Here is a 17,044-nt window from a genome sequence, read left to right as displayed (position 1 = left end):
TCCAGAAGCTCCTCGCCACGGCCTGACCGGCCGCGGCAAGCGCTCCCCTCATCCTCCCGCCATCCCCCCGATATCCCCCTGCATCTCGCCGGGGTCAGAAAGGTGTCAGGCAGGTATCAGACAGGAGTAAGACCGGGCGGATGCGGCAGCTTGTGCCCGGAATTCGCCAGACAATCCATCAACGCGTCCTGCAGCGTCTCTTCCAGCACCGGGTGATAGAAGGGCGTCTCGAGACAGGCATCGATCGTCATCCCCTGCTCGATCGCCAGCGCCAGCCAATGCGCCATATGCTCGCCATCGGAAATCGCCAGCGTGGCGCCCAGAAGCTTGAGACTGCTCTTGTCGGCATAGATGCGGATCATACCGGCGAGCTCGGCCTTGACCTTGGAGCGGCCATTGTTCTGGGCCGAGGCCTTGCCCACCGCGGTGACCTCCGGATCGAGCGTGTCGAAACCCGCCCCAACCGTGGCGATCTGCGGCGCGGTGAAGGCCACGCCCAGTGGCACCCGCCGGCGGAACGCTGTGCGCGTGCCGGCAATGATGTTCAGCGCCGCGATCTTGCCCTCGTCCTTGGCCTCGTGCAGCAATGGCCGGTCCGCATTCACATCCCCGGTGAAATAGACCGGCAGATCGCCAATCTGCAGCGTCTCCGGGTCATAGGCCGGCATGCCATGATCATCCAGCGCGACGCCCAGGTTTTCGAGCCCGAGCCCGTCGATATTCGGGCGCCGTCCGATGCTCGCCAGGACCCGTTCGACGGTGACGCTTTTCTCTCCGGCCTGAATCGTCACGGATCCGTCCGCTTCGCGCCGCGGCTCCACCAGGGTGCCCGTGGTGATCGCCATGTCGCGGCCGAGCCACTCTGCGGCGGCCTCGGCCACCACCGGGTCCTTGATCCCGGCAATCACCGGTGCGGCATCGAACCCGTGCACCTCGACGCCCAGACGCCCCATGGCCTGACCGATTTCGCAACCGATCACCCCGAGCCCGACCACGGCCAGGGATTTCGGCAGATCCGGTTCCTCGAACAGCGTGTCGGTGGTCAAAAGCGCGTCGCCCAAGGCCCGGAACGGCGGCGGCAGGATCGGCGCGGAGCCGGTCGCGATGAGGATAGCATCGCAGGTGATTTTCTCGCCGTTCACCTCGACACAATCGGGGGCGAGGATTTTCGCGTGCCCGTCGATGAACTGGGTCTCGTCGAGATGTTTGTGGGTCCGGGTGATGAAACCGCCGACCAGCTGGTCCCGTATCGCCCGCACCCGCGCCATCACCGCCGGGCCATCGACGCTCAGATGTTCCGTGCCGCGCAGGCCGAACATCTCCTGCCGGCCCCGGTTGTGATAGAGCGAGGCCGTTTCGATCAGCGCTTTCGACGGCATGCAGCCGACACGGGCACAGGTTGTGCCTTCCGGTCCGCTGTTGATCAGCACGACGGATTTCTTCGCCCTGAGAAGCGTGTAGAGCGCGGTTACTCCGGCGCTGCCGGCCCCGATGATCGCGACGTCGACTTTCCGTGCCATGATCCCCATCCTTTCCGAATACCTTAAGATTTATGTATGGTTATAGCGCCTTGTCGGGCAAGGCCGAAGCAAAGATCGCGCGAAAATCGCGCGCAGGACGCCGAAAGACGATACGACGCAGCTGCCCCGTCCGGTCTCGGTGCCGCGGAGCGAACGCCCCGCGGTATTTTCCGGAAATTCCCGCCCGCGTCCGGATCACGGCCGGGCCCCCGTGTCACATGGCGCAGCGCCTTGGAATGCTTGAGAATGTTCCGCTCAATATTACCTTTGAAATTCGGAATATCGGATCGGAGATACCTTTGAGGTATCATGGGATATCCGGTGAGGCATTGAGAAAGGGCGAGGGCATCCCCAATTTGCCCGGCAGACAGACAAACGGGAGGAGTCGCCATGCGCAACATCACGATCGAAAACATCACCGACGCCGTCATCAAATCGATGGATTCGGATATTCCTGCACGCAACATGGAAATCATGAAGGCGGCGCTCAAGCACGTCCATGAGTTCATGAAAGAGGTCAATCTGACCTATGACGAATGGTTGGAGGCCATGGAATGGATGCGCCGCGCCGGCGAGATTTCCAGCGACGCGCGCAACGAATTCATTCTGATTTCCGACATCATCGGCGTCGAGGTTCTGGCCGATATGCTCGACAAGAAACCGACCCATAACGAGACCATCTCGACGGTGCTCGGGCCGTTTTATCGCGAGAACCCGCCGGTTCTGCCGAAAGGCGCCTCGATCATCCAGAAAGACTTCGAAGGTCAGGAAACCGTCCGCGTTTCCGGCACGATCCGCGACACCGATGGCAACCCGGTGCCGGGCGTGACCATGGATGTCTGGGAAGATGCCCCGAACGGTCTTTATGAACAGCAGGACCCGGATCAGCCGGACTTCAACCTGCGCGGTCGTTTCCTCACCGACGAGAATGGCGAATACGAATTCGTCGCGATCCGTCCGGTGCCCTATCCGATCCCCTATGACGGGGCCGCCGGTGAGCTTCTGAAATACATGGGTCACCACCCATGGCGCCCCGGTCACGTCCACTTCATGATCATGAAGGACGGCTACAAGACCCTGATTTCGCAGATCTACGACAGCACCACCGAATATCTCGACAATGACAGCGTCTTTGCCGTGAAAGAGGATCTGATCGGCGAGATGAAACCGGCCCCCGAAGGCGCCGACACCGACATGGTGATGACTTTCGACTTCGTGATCCGCGACAACGCGCTGATCGAGAGCGTCGCCGCCGAGTGATCGGCACCGAATGATCACCGCCGAGTGATCTGGATAAACCATGGACGGGGCCACGCCCCCTCCTCCCAGGGAACGGCGCGCTCCCCCGTGCCGTTCCCATGACTTCAAATATGGGAACTGCCATGAACACGCCCCTTACCGCACAATCGCTCACCGGCCTTCCCCAAGACACGCCTCACGATACGCTGCAGGAAGCGACCCGCATCCGCGCCGTGACCTCGTGGATTCTCGAGGCACCGACCCGGCGCAAGCACAAGCTGTCGAACACCTCCATCAGCTATCAGGGCTACGTCTTCGTCCGCGTCACGCTCGAAAACGGTGTCGAGGGCTGGGGCGAAGCCTCCACCCTGGGCGGTCCGCGTTGGGCCGAAGAGAGCGTCGAAGCGATCAAGGCCAATATCGACACCTATCTCGCGCCGGCGCTGATCGGCAAACCGGCCTGTCTTCTGGAAGCGGCCGCCGGCGAGATGGCCCGCGCCTGCAAACGCAATTACGCCGCGAAATCCGCGCTCGACACGGCGCTTCTCGATGCCACCGGCAAAAGCCTTGGCGTGCCCGCACATGTGCTTCTTGGTGGCGCGCGGCGCACGTCCTTTTCCGCGATTTGGGCCTTGGCCTCGGGTGATGCCGCCCAGGAGGTCGAAGAGGCCCAGGGCATGATCGAGAAAGGCTGGTTCAACCGCTTCAAGATCAAGCTTGGCTTTGCCGATCCGAAAACCGATCTCGACCGTCTGGCGGCGCTGCAAAAGGCGCTGCCCCCCGGCACCGATATCATCGCCGATGTCAATCAGGGCTGGTCGGAAGCCGATTTCATCCGCTATCTGCCGCGTCTTGCGGACCTTGGTGTCAGCCTGGTCGAGCAACCGCTGCCCGCCGGCCAGATGGCTGCCATGGCGCGCATCTCTGCCCGTTCGCCGATCCCGATCATGATGGATGAGGGCGTGTTCACGCTGGACGAGGCCTTTGACGGCTGCGCCCGCGGTGCTGGCTCCGTTCTGTCGCTGAAACTGTGCAAACACGGTGGTGTACATCAGCTCAAACAGGTCGCCGGTGTGGCGCAGGCCGCGGGCGTGCAGCTCTACGGCGGTTGCCTGCTGGAAAGCTCGGTCGGGGCCGCGGCGCATCTGCATGCTTTCGCCACCCTGCCGGCACTCGAATGGGGCACCGAACATTTCGGCCCCAAGATCCTGATCGAGGATCTCTGCCGCGACGGGCTCAGATACGAGAATTTCGAGGTGCATCTGCCGGAGGGTCCGGGGTTGGGCGTGACGCCCGATCTCGACCTGATCGACAGATACGCCCGCAAAGACTGAAGGACCTACCATGACAAGTGATCTGCGTGTCCGTTTCGAGGACATGGGCCGGAAGCTGGCCGAGAAACCGCATCTCAAGCGGCTCGGCGCGCTGTTTTCCGAAACCGTCCTGATCGAGATCGACGGCAACGAATATTACCTCGCCTTTCACCGCGGGGAATTGGAACGCGTGACCGAAGGGCCGAGCCGCCAGACCCCTTGGCGGTTTGCGATCCGCACCGATGGCGAGGCGCTCGGCAAATTCTGGGCACCGGTCCCGGAGCCCTCCTTCCACGACATTTTCGGCTTTGTCAAAACCGGGCGCGGCCGGATCGAGGGCGACATTCTCGTGCTGGTGAAAAACCTGCGTTTCTTCAAGGAATTCATGGCGCTTGGCCGCCAAGAGGAGGCCGCAGCATGAGCGCGCAACCCGCTTACGAACCGATCATCGGTCGCTATGTCACCATCGAAGTCCAGGGCCGCAGCTACCGCGTCTATGTCGAAGAGGCCGGTCAGGGCCAGCCGGTGATCTGTTTCCACACCGCCGGTGCCGACAGCCGCCAGTGGCGCCACATCATGAACGATGCGGAGCTGACCGCGAACCACCGTTTCATCGCCCCCGACATGCCCTGGCACGGCAAGAGCCTGCCGCCCGAGGGGTTCGAGGAAGAGGAATATCTTCTGACCACCGAGGTCTATGTCGAGACCGTGCTGAAACTGGTCGAGGCACTGGCGCTCGAGAACCCGATCTACGCCGGCTGTTCCATGGGCGGGCGCATCGCGCTGCAACTGGCGCTCAATAACCCGGAGCCGTTCAAGGGCTTCATCGCCATCGAGGCCTCGGATTTCCAACCGGCCTGGTATGACATTGACTGGTTCCACCGCCCCGATGCTCATGGCGGCGAGATGGGCGCGGCGCTCGTGTCGGCCAATATCGCACCGCAGGGGCCGAAAGCCGAACGTTGGAACACCCAGTGGATGTTCATGCAATCCGGCCCGGGCGTGTTCCGGGGCGATCTGAATTTCTACACCAAGGACGACAGCCTCGTCGGCAAACTGGGCGGCATCGACACCTCCGAGAAACCGCTGCATATCATGGTCGGCACCTATGACATGACCTGCACGCCCGAGGACGCGAAACGCACCGCCGATCAGATCCCCGGCGCGACCCTTGCCGTGATGGACGGGATCGGGCATTTTCCGATGAGCGAAAACCCCGCCACCTTCCGTCCGCATTTCGTCGAGGCACTCGCGAAAATGGGCTGAGGGCGGCCTCTGAGGGCCTCTCTTGGAATTCAAACGTCTGAAATACTTCATCGCCGTGGCCGAAGAATTGCACTTCGGCCGCGCCGCCGCACGTCTCGGCATGGCCCAACCGCCGCTGTCGCGGCAGATCGCGGCGCTCGAGGACCAGCTCGGCGTCAAACTCTTTGACCGCAGCCGCAATCAGGTCCGCCTCACCGACGCGGGCGAGGTGCTTCTGGACCGGGCACGCGACATTCTCACCGATCTCGACAGCGCCTATCGCGAGGCCACGCTGATTGGCAAAGGCGGCGCCGGACGGCTCAGGATCGCCTTTGTCGGCTCGGCCACACATGGCCCGCTGCCGACCCTGATCAAATCCTTCCGCTCGCATTATCCCGATGTGGATCTTTCGCTCTCCTCGATGAACAATGCCGAGCTGGAGCGCGCGCTGATCCAGCGCGACATCGACATCGCCGTGGCGCGCCCACATCTGGCCGCCGCCGAAGAACTGCGCTCCGCCCGGCTGTTTCACGAACCGCTCATTCTGGCCCTGCCCGATGGCTCGCCCCATGCCAGAACAACCAGCCCCATTGCCCTGCGTGATCTGGCGGCGGAGACGTTCGTGCTCTACCCGCGCCGGCCGCGCCCGTCTTTCGCGGATTTCATCCTCCATGTCTGTGCCGAAGAGGGATTTTCCCCGCAAGAACAGGTCTTCGCACAGGATTACCAGACCGCGATTTCACTGGTCTCCGTCGGGGTCGGACTGGCCATGGTGCCCGAGAGCGTGTCGCATTCGCCGCGCTCCGGCGTCACCTATCGCAGCTACGAGGGCCACAATCCCGGCACCAGCCTCACGGCCCATGCCCGGCTCGACAACCGCAAGCCACAGGTGGTGAATTTCTTCACCCTGCTGCAACAGTTCACCCGCCGCGCCTCATAGCATCCGCGTCAAAACGGCGCTCCGTAATGCTCTTCGAGGCGCTCTCCAGAGCAACCGAACGGATATGAGGCGATACCCTGAGCCGTCTCGACTTCACACGCCCTGAGCCGCAGTCTCTGCGGAAGGTCTTTGTTGCCGGCGGCAGGAACAGCCCGCCGACGACGGCCCAACGCACACCGGGGAGAACACCGCGCAGGAAATGACTGTCGCGGCCCCAGACGGACCAGCCCCGAGGAGGGGGCCGGTGACACAGGGAGGAACATCATGAAAACCACCATTCTGGCGGCCCTTGGGCTCGCCACAGTCCTCAGCATGCCCGCATCCGCCGAAGAGGTGAAGGTCGGGCTTCTGCTGCCTTTCTCTGGCGTCTATGCCGCGCTTGGCAATGATATCGAGGCCGGCTTCGAACTGGCGCTCGAGGAATACGGCAGCGAGACAGAGGCCACTTTCAGCCTGATGCGCGAGGACACCGAGGTGAAACCGCCGGTGGCGCTGGCCAAGGCGAAAAAGCTCATCTTGCAGGACAAGGTCGATGTCATGGCCGGCATCGTCAGCTCGGGCGTTCTGGGCGCGGTGCGCGATCTCATCGATGGCGCGGGCGTGCCGCTGATTGTCGCCAATGCCGGCAATGACGAGGCCACCGGGGCGCATTGCTCGCCCTTCATCACCCGCATGTCGTTCTCGAACGGGCAAGTGAACCGCCCGATGGGCACATGGTTGTTCGATCAGGGCATCACCAAGGTCTTCACCCTCGCCCCCGATTATGCCGCCGGGCGTCAGATGATCGACGGCTTCACCGAGACCTTCACCGCCGCCGGTGGCGAGATCGTCGGCCAGGAATTCACCCCGTTCCAGAAGACCCAGGATTTCGGGCCGTTCCTGGCCAAGGCCAAGGCCAGCGGCGCCGAGGCGGTCTATGTCTTCTACGCCGGCGGCGAGGCGATTTCCTTCGTCAAGCAATATGACAGTTTCGGGCTCAAGGCCGACCTGCCGCTCTTCGGCTCGGGGTTCCTGACCTCGCCGCTCTATGTGAACGCCGAAGGCCCCGCCGCCGAAGGGGTGATCACCGCGCTGCATTACGTGCCGACCATCGACAACCCGGAAAATGCCGCTTTCGTCTCGGCCTTTTTGCAAAAGACCGGTCGCATCCCCTCGGAATACGCGGTGCAGGGGTTCGATGCCGCCCGCGCCCTGATCGAGGCCACGAAGACCGGTGCCAGCGATCGCGACAGCCTCGCCAATGCGCTGCGTCAGGTGCATTTCGACGGGCCGCGCGGCACGCTGTCGATCGATCCGGCCACCAACAACATCGTGCAGCCGATCTATGTCTACGAGACCGTCCCGGGCGAATTCGGGCTGAGCCAAAAGGTTCTGGCCGAATTGCCCGCCAGTGCCGATCCGCTCAACGGCTGCGCCATGGCGCCCGTCTCGAACTGATGCGACAGCCCGGCGGGCATCGCCTGCCGGACCAACAATCAAGGACCTGATCCCATGTCTCTCGACCCCGGTTTCTGGGCATTGCAGACGCTCAACGCGTTGCAGCTCTCCATGCTCCTGTTTCTCCTGTCCATCGGTCTCACCGTGATTTTCGGGCTGATGCATTTCGTCAATCTTGCCCATGGCTCGCTCTATGCTCTGGGCGCCTATGTCGCCGCCGCAGCCGCCACGGTGGGCGGGTATTGGACCGGGTTCTTTCTGGCCCCCGTCGCGGTGGCGGGCCTGGGCATCCTGCTCTATTCCGGACTGATCCGGCGGATGCGCAAAAGCGGGCCGATGGCGCAGGTGCTTGTCACCTTCGGGCTGATCTTTGCTTTGCTCGATCTGACTCGCATCGTCTGGGGCGACATCGCGCTGGCCATCGAGCTGCCAGCATTGCTGGACGGGCGGGTGTCGGTGTTTGGCATCGGCTACCCGGTCTATCGCCTGTTCATCATCGCTTTGGGCCTCGCGATCTTCACGGCACTCGCGATGGTGCTCAAACGCACCCAGATCGGCGCGATGATCCGCGCCGGCGTCGACAATGACGCCATGGCCGCCTGTCTCGGCATCAACGTGGAACGGCTGTTCTTCATCGTCTTCTGTGTCGGCTGCGCGCTGGCCGGTCTGGCGGGTGCCGTGGCCGCGCCGCTCTTGAGCGTCACTCCCGACATGGGGCTGCAGATCCTGATCCCGACGCTGATCGTCATCGTCATCGGCGGGCTCGGCTCGCTGCAAGGCGCCATCGCCGGCTCCCTGATCTTTGGCTTCGTGCAGACCTTCGGCGCCGTCTTGGCCCCGCAGCTGGCCTCCGTTCTCATCTACGCGCTCTTGGCGGCGGTCCTGGTGATCCGTCCCATGGGCCTCTTCCCGGCGAAAGGTTGATCCGATGTTTCAACACACCGCTCTGCGCTACACCGCGCTCATCCTTCTGGCCGCAGGTGCCTTTGCCCAGGCCGTCACCGCCGGCTATTTCGGCCTCGAAGTGCTCACCGAGATCCTGCTTCTGGCCATGCTGGTACTGGCACTCGACATGGTCGCGGGCTTTGGCGGCATGGTGTCTTTGTGCCACGGCGCGCTGATGGGCCTCGGGGCCTATGCCTATGCCATCCTCACCACCAAGGCCGGCATCGCACCACCGGTGGCCATGGCCGGTGCCATCGCCATCACAGGCGTCGCGGCCTGGGTGATCGGCGCGATCGGCGCGCGCAGCCATGGCATTTATTTCATCATGGCGACGCTGGCCTTCGGGCAGATGGCCTATTCCTACGTGTTCGAAGCGCCGCTCTTTGGCGGTGACGACGGCATGGGCGGCATTCCTCGGCTTGATCTGACTCTGATCGGTCTCGATCTCAATGACAGCCGCAGCTTTGCACTGTTCTGTCTCTTGCTTCTGGCGGCGAGCTATGGCGCGGCAGTGCTGATCCTGCGCTCAGGCCTCGGTCGTTCGCTCATCGGCGTCATGCACAACGAGCAGCGCATGCGCGCGCTGGGTCTCACCGTCTGGCGCATCAAGGCGGATGTCTTCGGCCTCTCCGGCATGATCGCCGGACTGGCGGGTGCCCTCGCAGCCCAGCATGTCATGTATATCTCCCCCGGCCCCTTGGCCTGGACGGTATCGGGCGAAGCGCTGGTCGTCGTGATCCTCGGGGGCCTCGGCACGCTCGTCGGACCAATGATCGGTGCCGCCGCCTTTGTCGTCCTGAAACACGAGGTCAGCAATGTGACCAGCTATTGGCATCTCGTTGTCGGCGTCTTGCTGATCGCCGTGGTGATGAGCCGCGCCAATGGCCTCTTTGGCTGGATCGAAGCCCGCTGGGGCGCGCGTCTGGAGCGTCGCCTCTCCGATCTGACCCGAAAATCCGATGCAGAGGAGGTTCCCACCGATGCTTGAGACCCGCAATCTCGACAAAAGTTTCGGCGCCGTCCATGTCACCCGTGACGTGTCGCTCAAGCTCGAACGCGGCGAGCGCCGTGTCATCCTTGGCCCCAATGGCGCGGGCAAGACCACGCTCTTTAACCTTCTGGTCGGCGAACTCACCCCCGACAGCGGCGCGGTGCTTTTGGCGGGTGAGGATGTCACTGCCCTGCCGGTCGCCAAACGCGCCCGCCGCGGCCTGTCGCGCAGCTATCAAAAGAACACGCTGTTCGACGGGCTGACGGTCGAGGAAAATCTCGGGCTGGCCGCCGCCGTCCACACCGGATCGGCGACCCGGCTCTGGGGCGACAGCCTCGCCACGCCGGAGGTGCGCGAGATCGTCGAAGAGGTGGCCGAACAGGTCCGGCTCATGCCCTATCTGCACGCGAAAGTCTCCGAAGTGAGCTACGGCGTACGGCGACAATTGGAGGTCGGCGTGGCGCTCGCCACCCGGCCTCTCGTGTTGCTGATGGACGAACCGACAAGTGGCGTCGGCCCGGAAATGGCCAAGGGGTTTCACGAGCTGCTCAATGACCTGCCACGCGATCTGACGCTGTTGATCATCGAGCATGACATGGATCTCGCCTTTGACGTCGCCGACACGATCACCGTTCTGAACTACGGCGAGGTGGTGTTCGACGGGCTGCCGGACGCGGCGCGCGGTTCGAAACTTCTGAAAGAGATCTATCTGGGGAGCTGGGAAGATGCTTGACCTACAATCCGTCGCCTCGGGCTATGGCGAAACGCAGGTGCTCCACGGGCTGAGCCTGCGTGCCGAACAGGGCCGGGTTCTGGCCATACTCGGCCGCAACGGCGCCGGCAAATCCACCACGCTCAAGACCATCATGGGGCTCTTGCCCACCCGCGAGGGCGAGATCGCCTTTGACGGGCAAAAGATGGGCCGCACCCCCTATGAGATCGCCCGCATGGGCATCGCCTATGTGCCGGAGACGCGGGATATCTTCCCCTCGCTCACGGTGCGCGAGAATCTCGAGATCACCGCCAAACGCTTTGGCACCAAGGACAGCGACTGGACGATGGAGCGGGTGCTCGATCTCTTTCCGCGCTTGGGCGAGCGGATGGAGAATGGCGGCACGCAATTGTCGGGCGGCGAACAGCAGATGCTCGCCATCGCCCGGGCGCTTCTGATGAACCCACGGCTTCTGATCCTCGATGAGCCGACCGAGGGGCTTGCCCCGATCATCGTCAAGCTGATCCACGACAAGCTCTTGGAGCTGAAACACCAAGGCCTGTCGATGATCCTGGTCGAACAGAATTTCGGCTTTGCCACCTCTCTGGCCGACGATGTGGTGGTGGTGAGCAAGGGTCAGGCGGTCTGGACCGGTAGCGCGGAGGAAATCCGCGCCGATGAGGCGGCCCAGCACAACTGGCTCGGGGTCTGAGACGATGGCGGGCGCGTCAGCTGGTCTTGCGTGCGACCAATTGAGCGATGCGCTTGAAATTGCAGACATGCACCCCCTGCGCGTCGATCCGCGCATTGAGCGCCAGCGTCGTCACCCCCAGAGGTGTGCGGATCGGCCGAAAGCGCACGCCATTGCGCTGCGCCGTCCCGAGAGAGGCCGGCACCACACAGATGCCCTCGCCGATCGCCACCAGGCTGAGCGCGGTCTGAATGTCCATCGTCCAGACCCGGCGCGAGGTGTCGAGCCCCTGCGCCTCACAGCATTGCAACACCAGATCGGCATAGCTCGGGCGCGGGAACTCCGGATAGAGGATGTAATTCGGCTTCTCCAGCGCGGCGAGATCGACGCTGCGCCCGCCGGTATCGAGCGTGTCGGGCACCGCCACGATCAGATCCTCTTCGGTCAGGGTGCGGGCCGAGATCTCGCTGTCCGCGAGCGCCGGGCGGGTGAAGGCGACATCGATCTCGCGCGCCACCAGCGCCCGATGCAGTTTCGCATTGTTCATCGGGATGAGGCTCAGGTTCACATCCGGATAGGCGGCGCGGTAGGATTTCAGGATATTGGGCAGGATGCCGAACGTGGCCGAGCCGACAAAGCCGACGCGCAGCCGTCCCTCCGCCCCCTGCCCGAGGCGTTTGACCTCGAGCCGCGTGTCGTTGAGCTGTTCCATGATCGACTGGGCCCGGTCCAGAAGACGCTCGCCCGCCTGGGTCAGGCTGGTGGCGTTGCGGCAGCGGTTGATCAGCACCACGCCGAGGCTCTCTTCGAGCAGTTTGATCTGACGGCTGAGGGGCGGTTGCGCCATGTCGAGCCGTTCCGCCGCGCGTCCGAAATGCAATTCCTCGGCGACGGCAATGAAATAGGTGAGTTGCTTGAAGTTCATACGGGCCTCCCTTCCCAATGAACGCATCTGGCGACCGGCCCCGCGTGTCCGGGCCGGATATCTGTCATGGGGATGCACGCGAGACCCCGCCCCCGGTCTCCCGGCGGCAGGACTGTCCCGCGTGATCTTCCGGCCTAGCCGGTGTCGCCACCAGCCACCACGAGGGTGGAGGCGGTGACATAGCCGGCATCCTCCGAGGCCAGAAACAGGATCGGCGCGACCTGTTCATCGAGCGTGCCGTAGCGCTTCATCATGGTGGAGCCGGTGACCTGTGCGACCGCTTCGGCCATCCAAGCCTGCTCCTCGGCGCTGTCGCCTGCCGCATTGCGCGGCACCCGGCGCGGCGGGGCTTCGGTGCCGCCCGGTGCGGTGGCCACGACCCGGATATTCTCCTCGGCCAGCTCCATGGCGAGCGAAGCGGTCATCGCGTTGACGCCGCCTTTCGCGGCCGAATAGGGCACACGGTGGATGCCGCGGGTGGCATTCGAGGAGACATTGACGATCACCCCGCCGCCCCGGGTCCGGAGCGCGGGCAGAACCGCGTGACAGGCCCAGAGCGTCGGCATCAGCGAGCGTTGAATCTCTGCCGAGATCTGCTCCGGCTCGAAGGCGCCATAGGGCCGCATGCGGATCGCACCGCCGACGCAGGTGACGAGAATGTCGATGCCACCAAAGGCCGCCTCGGCCGCCGCCATGACCGCCTCTGCGCCCTCGTAGCTCTCGAGATCGGCAACCACAGAAGTGGCGCGGCCCGGCCCGGTCGTGGCGATCTCTTCGGCCACCTCCGCGACGAATTCCGCCCGGTCGGCCAGCACCACATCCGCCCCCTCGGCACAGGCCCGGGCAGCGACGCCCCGACCGATGCCCTGGGCCGCGCCGGTGATGACCATGACCTTGCCCGCGAAACGTCCGGGACAGATCATGCTGCGGCCTCCGCCTCGTTAGGGGTGAATTTCTCGTAATGGAAACTGGCGGGGGTGACGCCCTTGTCCCTGAGAAAGCCGCGCACGGCCTCGACCATCGGCGGCGGCCCGCAGAGGTAGAGATCGACCTCACCGTCGTTGAGCTGGGCGTCCGTGAGGTGATGCGTGACATAGCCCTTGAGCGGGTGCGTACTCGCCGCATCCGCCACGGTCGCCGCCCAGGTGAGATTGGGCAGACGGTCGGCCAGCGCCTCGATCCGGTCGGTTTCCACCAGATCGATATCCGAGGTGACGCCGTAGATCAGATGCACCGGCGTGTCGGTCTCGCCCTTCTCGGCCATGACCTCGAGCATCGACAGCAAGGGCGCAAGCCCGGTTCCGCCCGCCAGCATCACCACCGGACGCTTGCGTTCGCGCAGGAAGAAACTGCCGTAAGGCCCGGTGAATTCCAGCGTGTCGCAGGGTTTCGCCACCTCACTCAGATAGCGGCTCATCGCGCCGCCGGGCACATTGCGAATGAGGAACATGGCCTCATCGGCGCCCGGCGCGGAGCTGAAGGAATAGGAGCGCGTCACGCCCAGACCCGGCACGGCAATATTGACATATTGCCCGGGCAGAAAATCAAGCGCCCCGGGTTTCGGCAGGGTCACCCCCAACACAATCGTGCTGGGAGAGACCTGTTCAAGCGTGGTGATCTCGCCGGTGTAGACCGAGGGGGCGAGTTTGCAGCTCGACGAGGGCACCGGTACGGAGATCACACAATCGCCTTCCGGCACCATCTGGCACGAGAGCACCAGACCTTCGGCGGCCTCGCCTTCGGAGAGCGCCTCGTCGAGATAGTCGTCGCCGAGATCATAGGCGCCTTCTTCACAGCGGCATTTGCAGGTGCCACAGACGCCGTCGGAACAATCGACCGGCAGGTTGACCTTTTGCCGATAGGCCGCGTCCATCACGGTCTCCATCGGGTTACAGTCGATCACACGGGTCACCCCATCCTCGAAATTGAGGGCAATACGATAGCTCATCTGCCCCTCCTCAGACGTGGTACACGTCGATGACCTGATGGATGTAATCATCCTTCAGCACCACCTTCTTGGCGGTGATTTTTGGCGTCTCGCCCGACAGGTCGAGCGTGTAATAGGAGGTGCCGAAAAAGCTCATCGTGGTCTGATAGCGGTGGCTCAGCGTGTGCCAGTTGAAGCGCAGATCGAGATCCTGTTCGCGCCGTTCCACGATCTCGATGTTCGTGATCATGTGATTGGTGCGCGGTTCCGGCATGGTGGCGCCGGAGCGTTCGGTCTTGATCCGGAACACTCGGTCCTCAAGCCCCTGACGGTTCGGATAATAGATCAGCGAGACCTGGCTCTGCGGATCTTCCACGAGCTGGTCGTCATCGTCCCAGGACGGCATCCAGAACGTGGCCTCGGACGCGTAGCACTCGACCCAGGCATCCCAGTCGCGGTCGTCCAGAAGCCGGGCTTCACGGTAGAGAAAGGCGGCGATCTGTTCGAGATCGGATTTCACCAGCGCGTTCATGCCATCACCTCCTCAGTCGCGGCGACCGGGGTTGCGGCCCCCTCCTTGTCGAGCGCGTCGAGCAGCAGTTCGGACCAATATTCGTGCTGGCGCACGAACAGCCCCTCGTCTTCGGCGCGCTCGGCGCTCAGGATCGGGGTCATGCCCATGGCCTTGGCGTTGTCATCGGGACCCTCGATCCAGCGCGTGGCGCCCCGGCTCAGGTCGTTCCAGATGTCGTCGGCCGCAGCGTAAGCGGTCTGACAGGCACGGAATTCCTCGAGATCGTCGGGGGTGCCCATGCCGGAGACGTTGAAGAAATCTTCGTACTGGCGCAGGCGGGTGGCGCGTTCCTCGGCCGGTTCGCCCACCGGGGCAAAGCAATAGATGGTGATCTCGGTCTTATCGACGCTGATCGGGCGCACCACGCGGATCTGGGTCGAGAACTGATCCATCAGATAGACATTCGGATAGAGCGCGAGGTTGCGGGTCTGGCTGGTGATGAATTCGGTCTTCTCCTTGCCGAGACGCTCCTCGAGTTCGGCCTTGTGGTTCCAGACCGGGCGCACCTCGGGGTTCAGCGTCCGGGTCCACAACAGGATATGACCGCGCTCGAAACCGTAAACGCCGCCGGTGCTTTTCGACCAGCCATTGGCATCGACCGCCTTGGTGCCCTCGTCCTTGCGGTGGCCCATGGTGGCGGCATAGTTCCAGTGCACGGAGCTGACATGATAGCCATCGGCGCCGTTTTCCATTTGCAGCTTCCAGTTGCCGTCGAACGTATAGCTGGAGTTGCCGCGCAGCACTTCGAGCCCATTGGGCGCCTGATCGACGATCTGGTCGATGATTACCTTTGTCTCGCCAAGATGCTCCTCGAGATCCGGCACATCGGCCGTCAGGCTGCCGAAGAGAAAGCCCTTGTAGCTGCCGAACCGGGCGACCTGTTTCAGGTTATGCGCACCGTCCTTGTTGAAGCCTTCGGGATAGCCGCCGGTCTTGCCGTCCTTCACTTTCAACAGCTTGCCGGTGTTGGAGAAGGTCCAGCCGTGGAACTGGCAGGTGAAGCTCGATTTCGTGCCGTGTTTGCGACGGCACAGCATCGCGCCGCGATGGGCACAGGCGTTGATCACCGCGTGCAACTCGCCCTCTTTGTCCCGGGTGATGACGATCGGAACCCGGCCGATCCAGGTGGTGAAATAGTCGTTCGGCTCCGGGATCTGGCTCTCATGCGCCAGATAGACCCAGCCATTCTCGAAAATGTGCTTCATCTCCAGATCGTAGATCTGTTCGTCGGTGAAAATATCCCGGCGGCAGCGGTGGATGCCGTTTTCGTCTTCCTCGACGGCGCCCGTAATGCGGTCTCTGAGCGTGCTGGTCATGCGTTTCCTCCAGTTTTGGCGGACCTGTGCCTCCTGGCACGGCCTTATGCTGTCCCGTTCGGACCGGCAGGAAGGTGCACGGATCGCTGCGCTGCAGCTGACGACAGCATGTAGAGATCCATCCCCCTCGCGGGGGTGAAGAGGCCAGTCACGCCTCTTTGAAACCTTTATGGTATCAGGTGATACCTCCCAAACGGCCGCTCCTCCTGCCGCCGCATCCAAACAAGATTGGACCAGTGTGGGCGGCATGGGATAGAAAATCCAAGACCAAGTTCATCTGTTTCTATACGGGGAGGGTATAGTATGGAGATGCGCCAGCTCCGCTATTTCGTGGCGGTGGCGAGCGAGCGGAATTTTTCCCGCGCCGCCGAAAAGCTGCATATGGCCCAGCCGCCACTGAGCCGTCAGATCCAGATGCTGGAGGCGGAGATGGGCACGGAGCTGATCGACCGCTCTGTCCGGCCCCTGAAACTCACCGCACCCGGGCGGCTGTTTCTGAAACAGGCCGAACAGATCCTCGCCCACGCCGAAGCCGCGAAACAGATGATCGAGCGCTCGGCACAGTCCGGCAAGCGCAGCGTCGTCTTCGGCTTTGTCGCCTCGACCATGTACGGCCGCTTTCCGGCGCTCATCCGCGGCTTTCGCAAGGTGGCGCAGGATGTCGAGATCAACCTGATCGAGATGAGCAGTCTGGAACAGATCCCGGCGCTCAAGGAGGGGCGCATCGATGCCGGCTTCGGCACCCAGCGGTTCGAAGATCCGGGCATCACCCGGGTGCTGCTGCGCGAAGAGGACATGCTGGTGGCGCTGCCCGAGACCCACCCGCTGGCCCGCGAATGCAGCCCGCTGCCCCTGACCCGCATCGCCCAGGAGCCGCAGATCCTCTACCCGAGCCAGCCGCGCCCGAGCTATGCCGATCAGGTGCTGACCGTGTTTCATGATCATGGGCTTTCGCCCAATATCGCCCATGAGGCGCGCGAATTGCACATCGCCATCGGGCTGGTGGCGGCCGAAGAAGGCATCGCGCTCGTGCCCGAGGCGGTGCGGCGCTCGCGCATGGACGGGCTGTGCTTTCGCCCGATCGAGGAACATGCCACCTCGCCGATCTTCATGAGCTTTCGTCGCGACGACAGTTCGCGCCCGATCCGCCAGATGATGGAGGTGATCTGCGGCATGTATCCCGGCTGGGGCTATGCCGCGCCGGAAGGGCTGCGCAAGGAGCTGGAAAAACGCGGCGCGGCTGCCACGACACCGCCCGGGCACTGAGCC

At 63.4% G+C, this 17,044-nt stretch carries 17 protein-coding genes; 11 read left to right on the top strand and 6 right to left on the bottom strand.

From position 1 onward, the window contains the following. Positions 1–116: 116 nt before the first annotated feature. Positions 117–1,520, bottom strand: a complete 1,404-nt coding sequence (locus BM151_RS17165; protein WP_090062004.1) for a dihydrolipoyl dehydrogenase — start codon at positions 1,518–1,520, stop codon at positions 117–119. 390 nt (positions 1,521–1,910) lie between these two features. On the opposite strand from BM151_RS17165, the gene BM151_RS17160 reads away from it, so the two are divergent. The 10 genes from BM151_RS17160 to BM151_RS17115 all read left to right on the top strand — a co-directional run bounded on the left by BM151_RS17160 (position 1,911) and on the right by BM151_RS17115 (position 11,054). Next, on the top strand, positions 1,911–2,780 hold the full coding sequence (locus tag BM151_RS17160) for a dioxygenase family protein (RefSeq protein WP_090061969.1): 870 nt from the start codon (positions 1,911–1,913) through the stop codon (positions 2,778–2,780). Positions 2,781–2,902: 122 nt separating this feature from the next. After that, positions 2,903–4,093, top strand: a complete 1,191-nt coding sequence (locus BM151_RS17155) for a muconate/chloromuconate family cycloisomerase (protein WP_090061968.1) — start codon at positions 2,903–2,905, stop codon at positions 4,091–4,093. 10 nt (positions 4,094–4,103) lie between these two features. Further along, positions 4,104–4,493 (top strand): hypothetical protein, encoded by a 390-nt coding sequence (locus BM151_RS17150; RefSeq protein WP_090061967.1) that lies wholly within the window; start codon positions 4,104–4,106, stop codon positions 4,491–4,493. Then, entirely contained in the window at positions 4,490–5,338 is an 849-nt protein-coding gene (locus BM151_RS17145; protein WP_090061966.1) for an alpha/beta fold hydrolase, read from the top strand. Before BM151_RS17150 ends, BM151_RS17145 begins: the two co-directional genes overlap by 4 nt. Before the next feature lie 22 nt (positions 5,339–5,360). Beyond that, complete coding sequence (locus BM151_RS17140) at positions 5,361–6,257, top strand: LysR substrate-binding domain-containing protein (RefSeq protein WP_090061965.1); 897 nt, start codon at positions 5,361–5,363, stop codon at positions 6,255–6,257. A 264-nt stretch (positions 6,258–6,521) separates the two neighbouring features. Continuing rightward, the gene (locus BM151_RS17135) at positions 6,522–7,694 is read left to right on the top strand and encodes an ABC transporter substrate-binding protein (protein ID WP_090061964.1); all 1,173 of its coding nucleotides are present in this window, start codon (positions 6,522–6,524) and stop codon (positions 7,692–7,694) included. 54 nt (positions 7,695–7,748) lie between these two features. Further along, positions 7,749–8,618, top strand: coding sequence for a branched-chain amino acid ABC transporter permease (locus BM151_RS17130; protein ID WP_090061963.1), 870 nt, complete (start codon positions 7,749–7,751; stop codon positions 8,616–8,618). Between the two features lie 4 nt (positions 8,619–8,622). Beyond that, positions 8,623–9,627: a branched-chain amino acid ABC transporter permease gene (locus BM151_RS17125; RefSeq protein ID WP_090061962.1), complete on the top strand. Its 1,005-nt coding sequence runs from the start codon at positions 8,623–8,625 to the stop codon at positions 9,625–9,627. Then, positions 9,620–10,363: an ABC transporter ATP-binding protein gene (locus tag BM151_RS17120; RefSeq protein WP_090061961.1), complete on the top strand. Its 744-nt coding sequence runs from the start codon at positions 9,620–9,622 to the stop codon at positions 10,361–10,363. The genes BM151_RS17125 and BM151_RS17120 overlap by 8 nt, the downstream gene beginning before the upstream one ends. Then, entirely contained in the window at positions 10,356–11,054 is a 699-nt protein-coding gene (locus tag BM151_RS17115) for an ABC transporter ATP-binding protein (protein WP_090061960.1), read from the top strand. Before BM151_RS17120 ends, BM151_RS17115 begins: the two co-directional genes overlap by 8 nt. A gap of 16 nt (positions 11,055–11,070) precedes the next feature. Here BM151_RS17115 and BM151_RS17110 read toward each other — a convergent pair whose 3' ends face one another. The 5 genes from BM151_RS17110 to BM151_RS17090 all read right to left on the bottom strand — a co-directional run bounded on the left by BM151_RS17110 (position 11,071) and on the right by BM151_RS17090 (position 15,775). Beyond that, positions 11,071–11,958, bottom strand: coding sequence for a LysR family transcriptional regulator (locus tag BM151_RS17110; protein ID WP_090061959.1), 888 nt, complete (start codon positions 11,956–11,958; stop codon positions 11,071–11,073). A 134-nt stretch (positions 11,959–12,092) separates the two neighbouring features. After that, positions 12,093–12,881: a benzoate diol dehydrogenase BenD gene (benD, locus tag BM151_RS17105; RefSeq protein WP_090061958.1), complete on the bottom strand. Its 789-nt coding sequence runs from the start codon at positions 12,879–12,881 to the stop codon at positions 12,093–12,095. Beyond that, a complete protein-coding gene (benC, locus tag BM151_RS17100) occupies positions 12,878–13,906 on the bottom strand; it encodes a benzoate 1,2-dioxygenase electron transfer component BenC (RefSeq protein WP_090061957.1) in 1,029 nt (342 codons plus the stop codon). The genes benD and benC overlap by 4 nt, the downstream gene beginning before the upstream one ends. A gap of 10 nt (positions 13,907–13,916) precedes the next feature. Then, positions 13,917–14,417 (bottom strand): benzoate 1,2-dioxygenase small subunit, encoded by a 501-nt coding sequence (gene benB / locus BM151_RS17095; protein WP_090061956.1) that lies wholly within the window; start codon positions 14,415–14,417, stop codon positions 13,917–13,919. Continuing rightward, positions 14,414–15,775 carry a Rieske 2Fe-2S domain-containing protein gene (locus tag BM151_RS17090; protein ID WP_090061955.1) on the bottom strand — a complete coding sequence of 454 codons (1,362 nt, stop codon included), beginning with the start codon at positions 15,773–15,775 and terminating at the stop codon, positions 14,414–14,416. Before BM151_RS17090 ends, benB begins: the two co-directional genes overlap by 4 nt. A 303-nt stretch (positions 15,776–16,078) precedes the next feature. On the opposite strand from BM151_RS17090, the gene BM151_RS17085 reads away from it, so the two are divergent. Beyond that, positions 16,079–17,041: a LysR family transcriptional regulator gene (locus BM151_RS17085; RefSeq protein WP_090061954.1), complete on the top strand. Its 963-nt coding sequence runs from the start codon at positions 16,079–16,081 to the stop codon at positions 17,039–17,041. Positions 17,042–17,044: the final 3 nt, after the last annotated feature.

Origin of the sequence: Celeribacter neptunius (genome assembly GCF_900113955.1) — a bacterium.
Taxonomy (GTDB): domain Bacteria; phylum Pseudomonadota; class Alphaproteobacteria; order Rhodobacterales; family Rhodobacteraceae; genus Celeribacter; species Celeribacter neptunius.
Note: the sequence above shows the minus strand (reverse complement) of the source record. Positions and strands in the feature narration are given on the sequence as shown.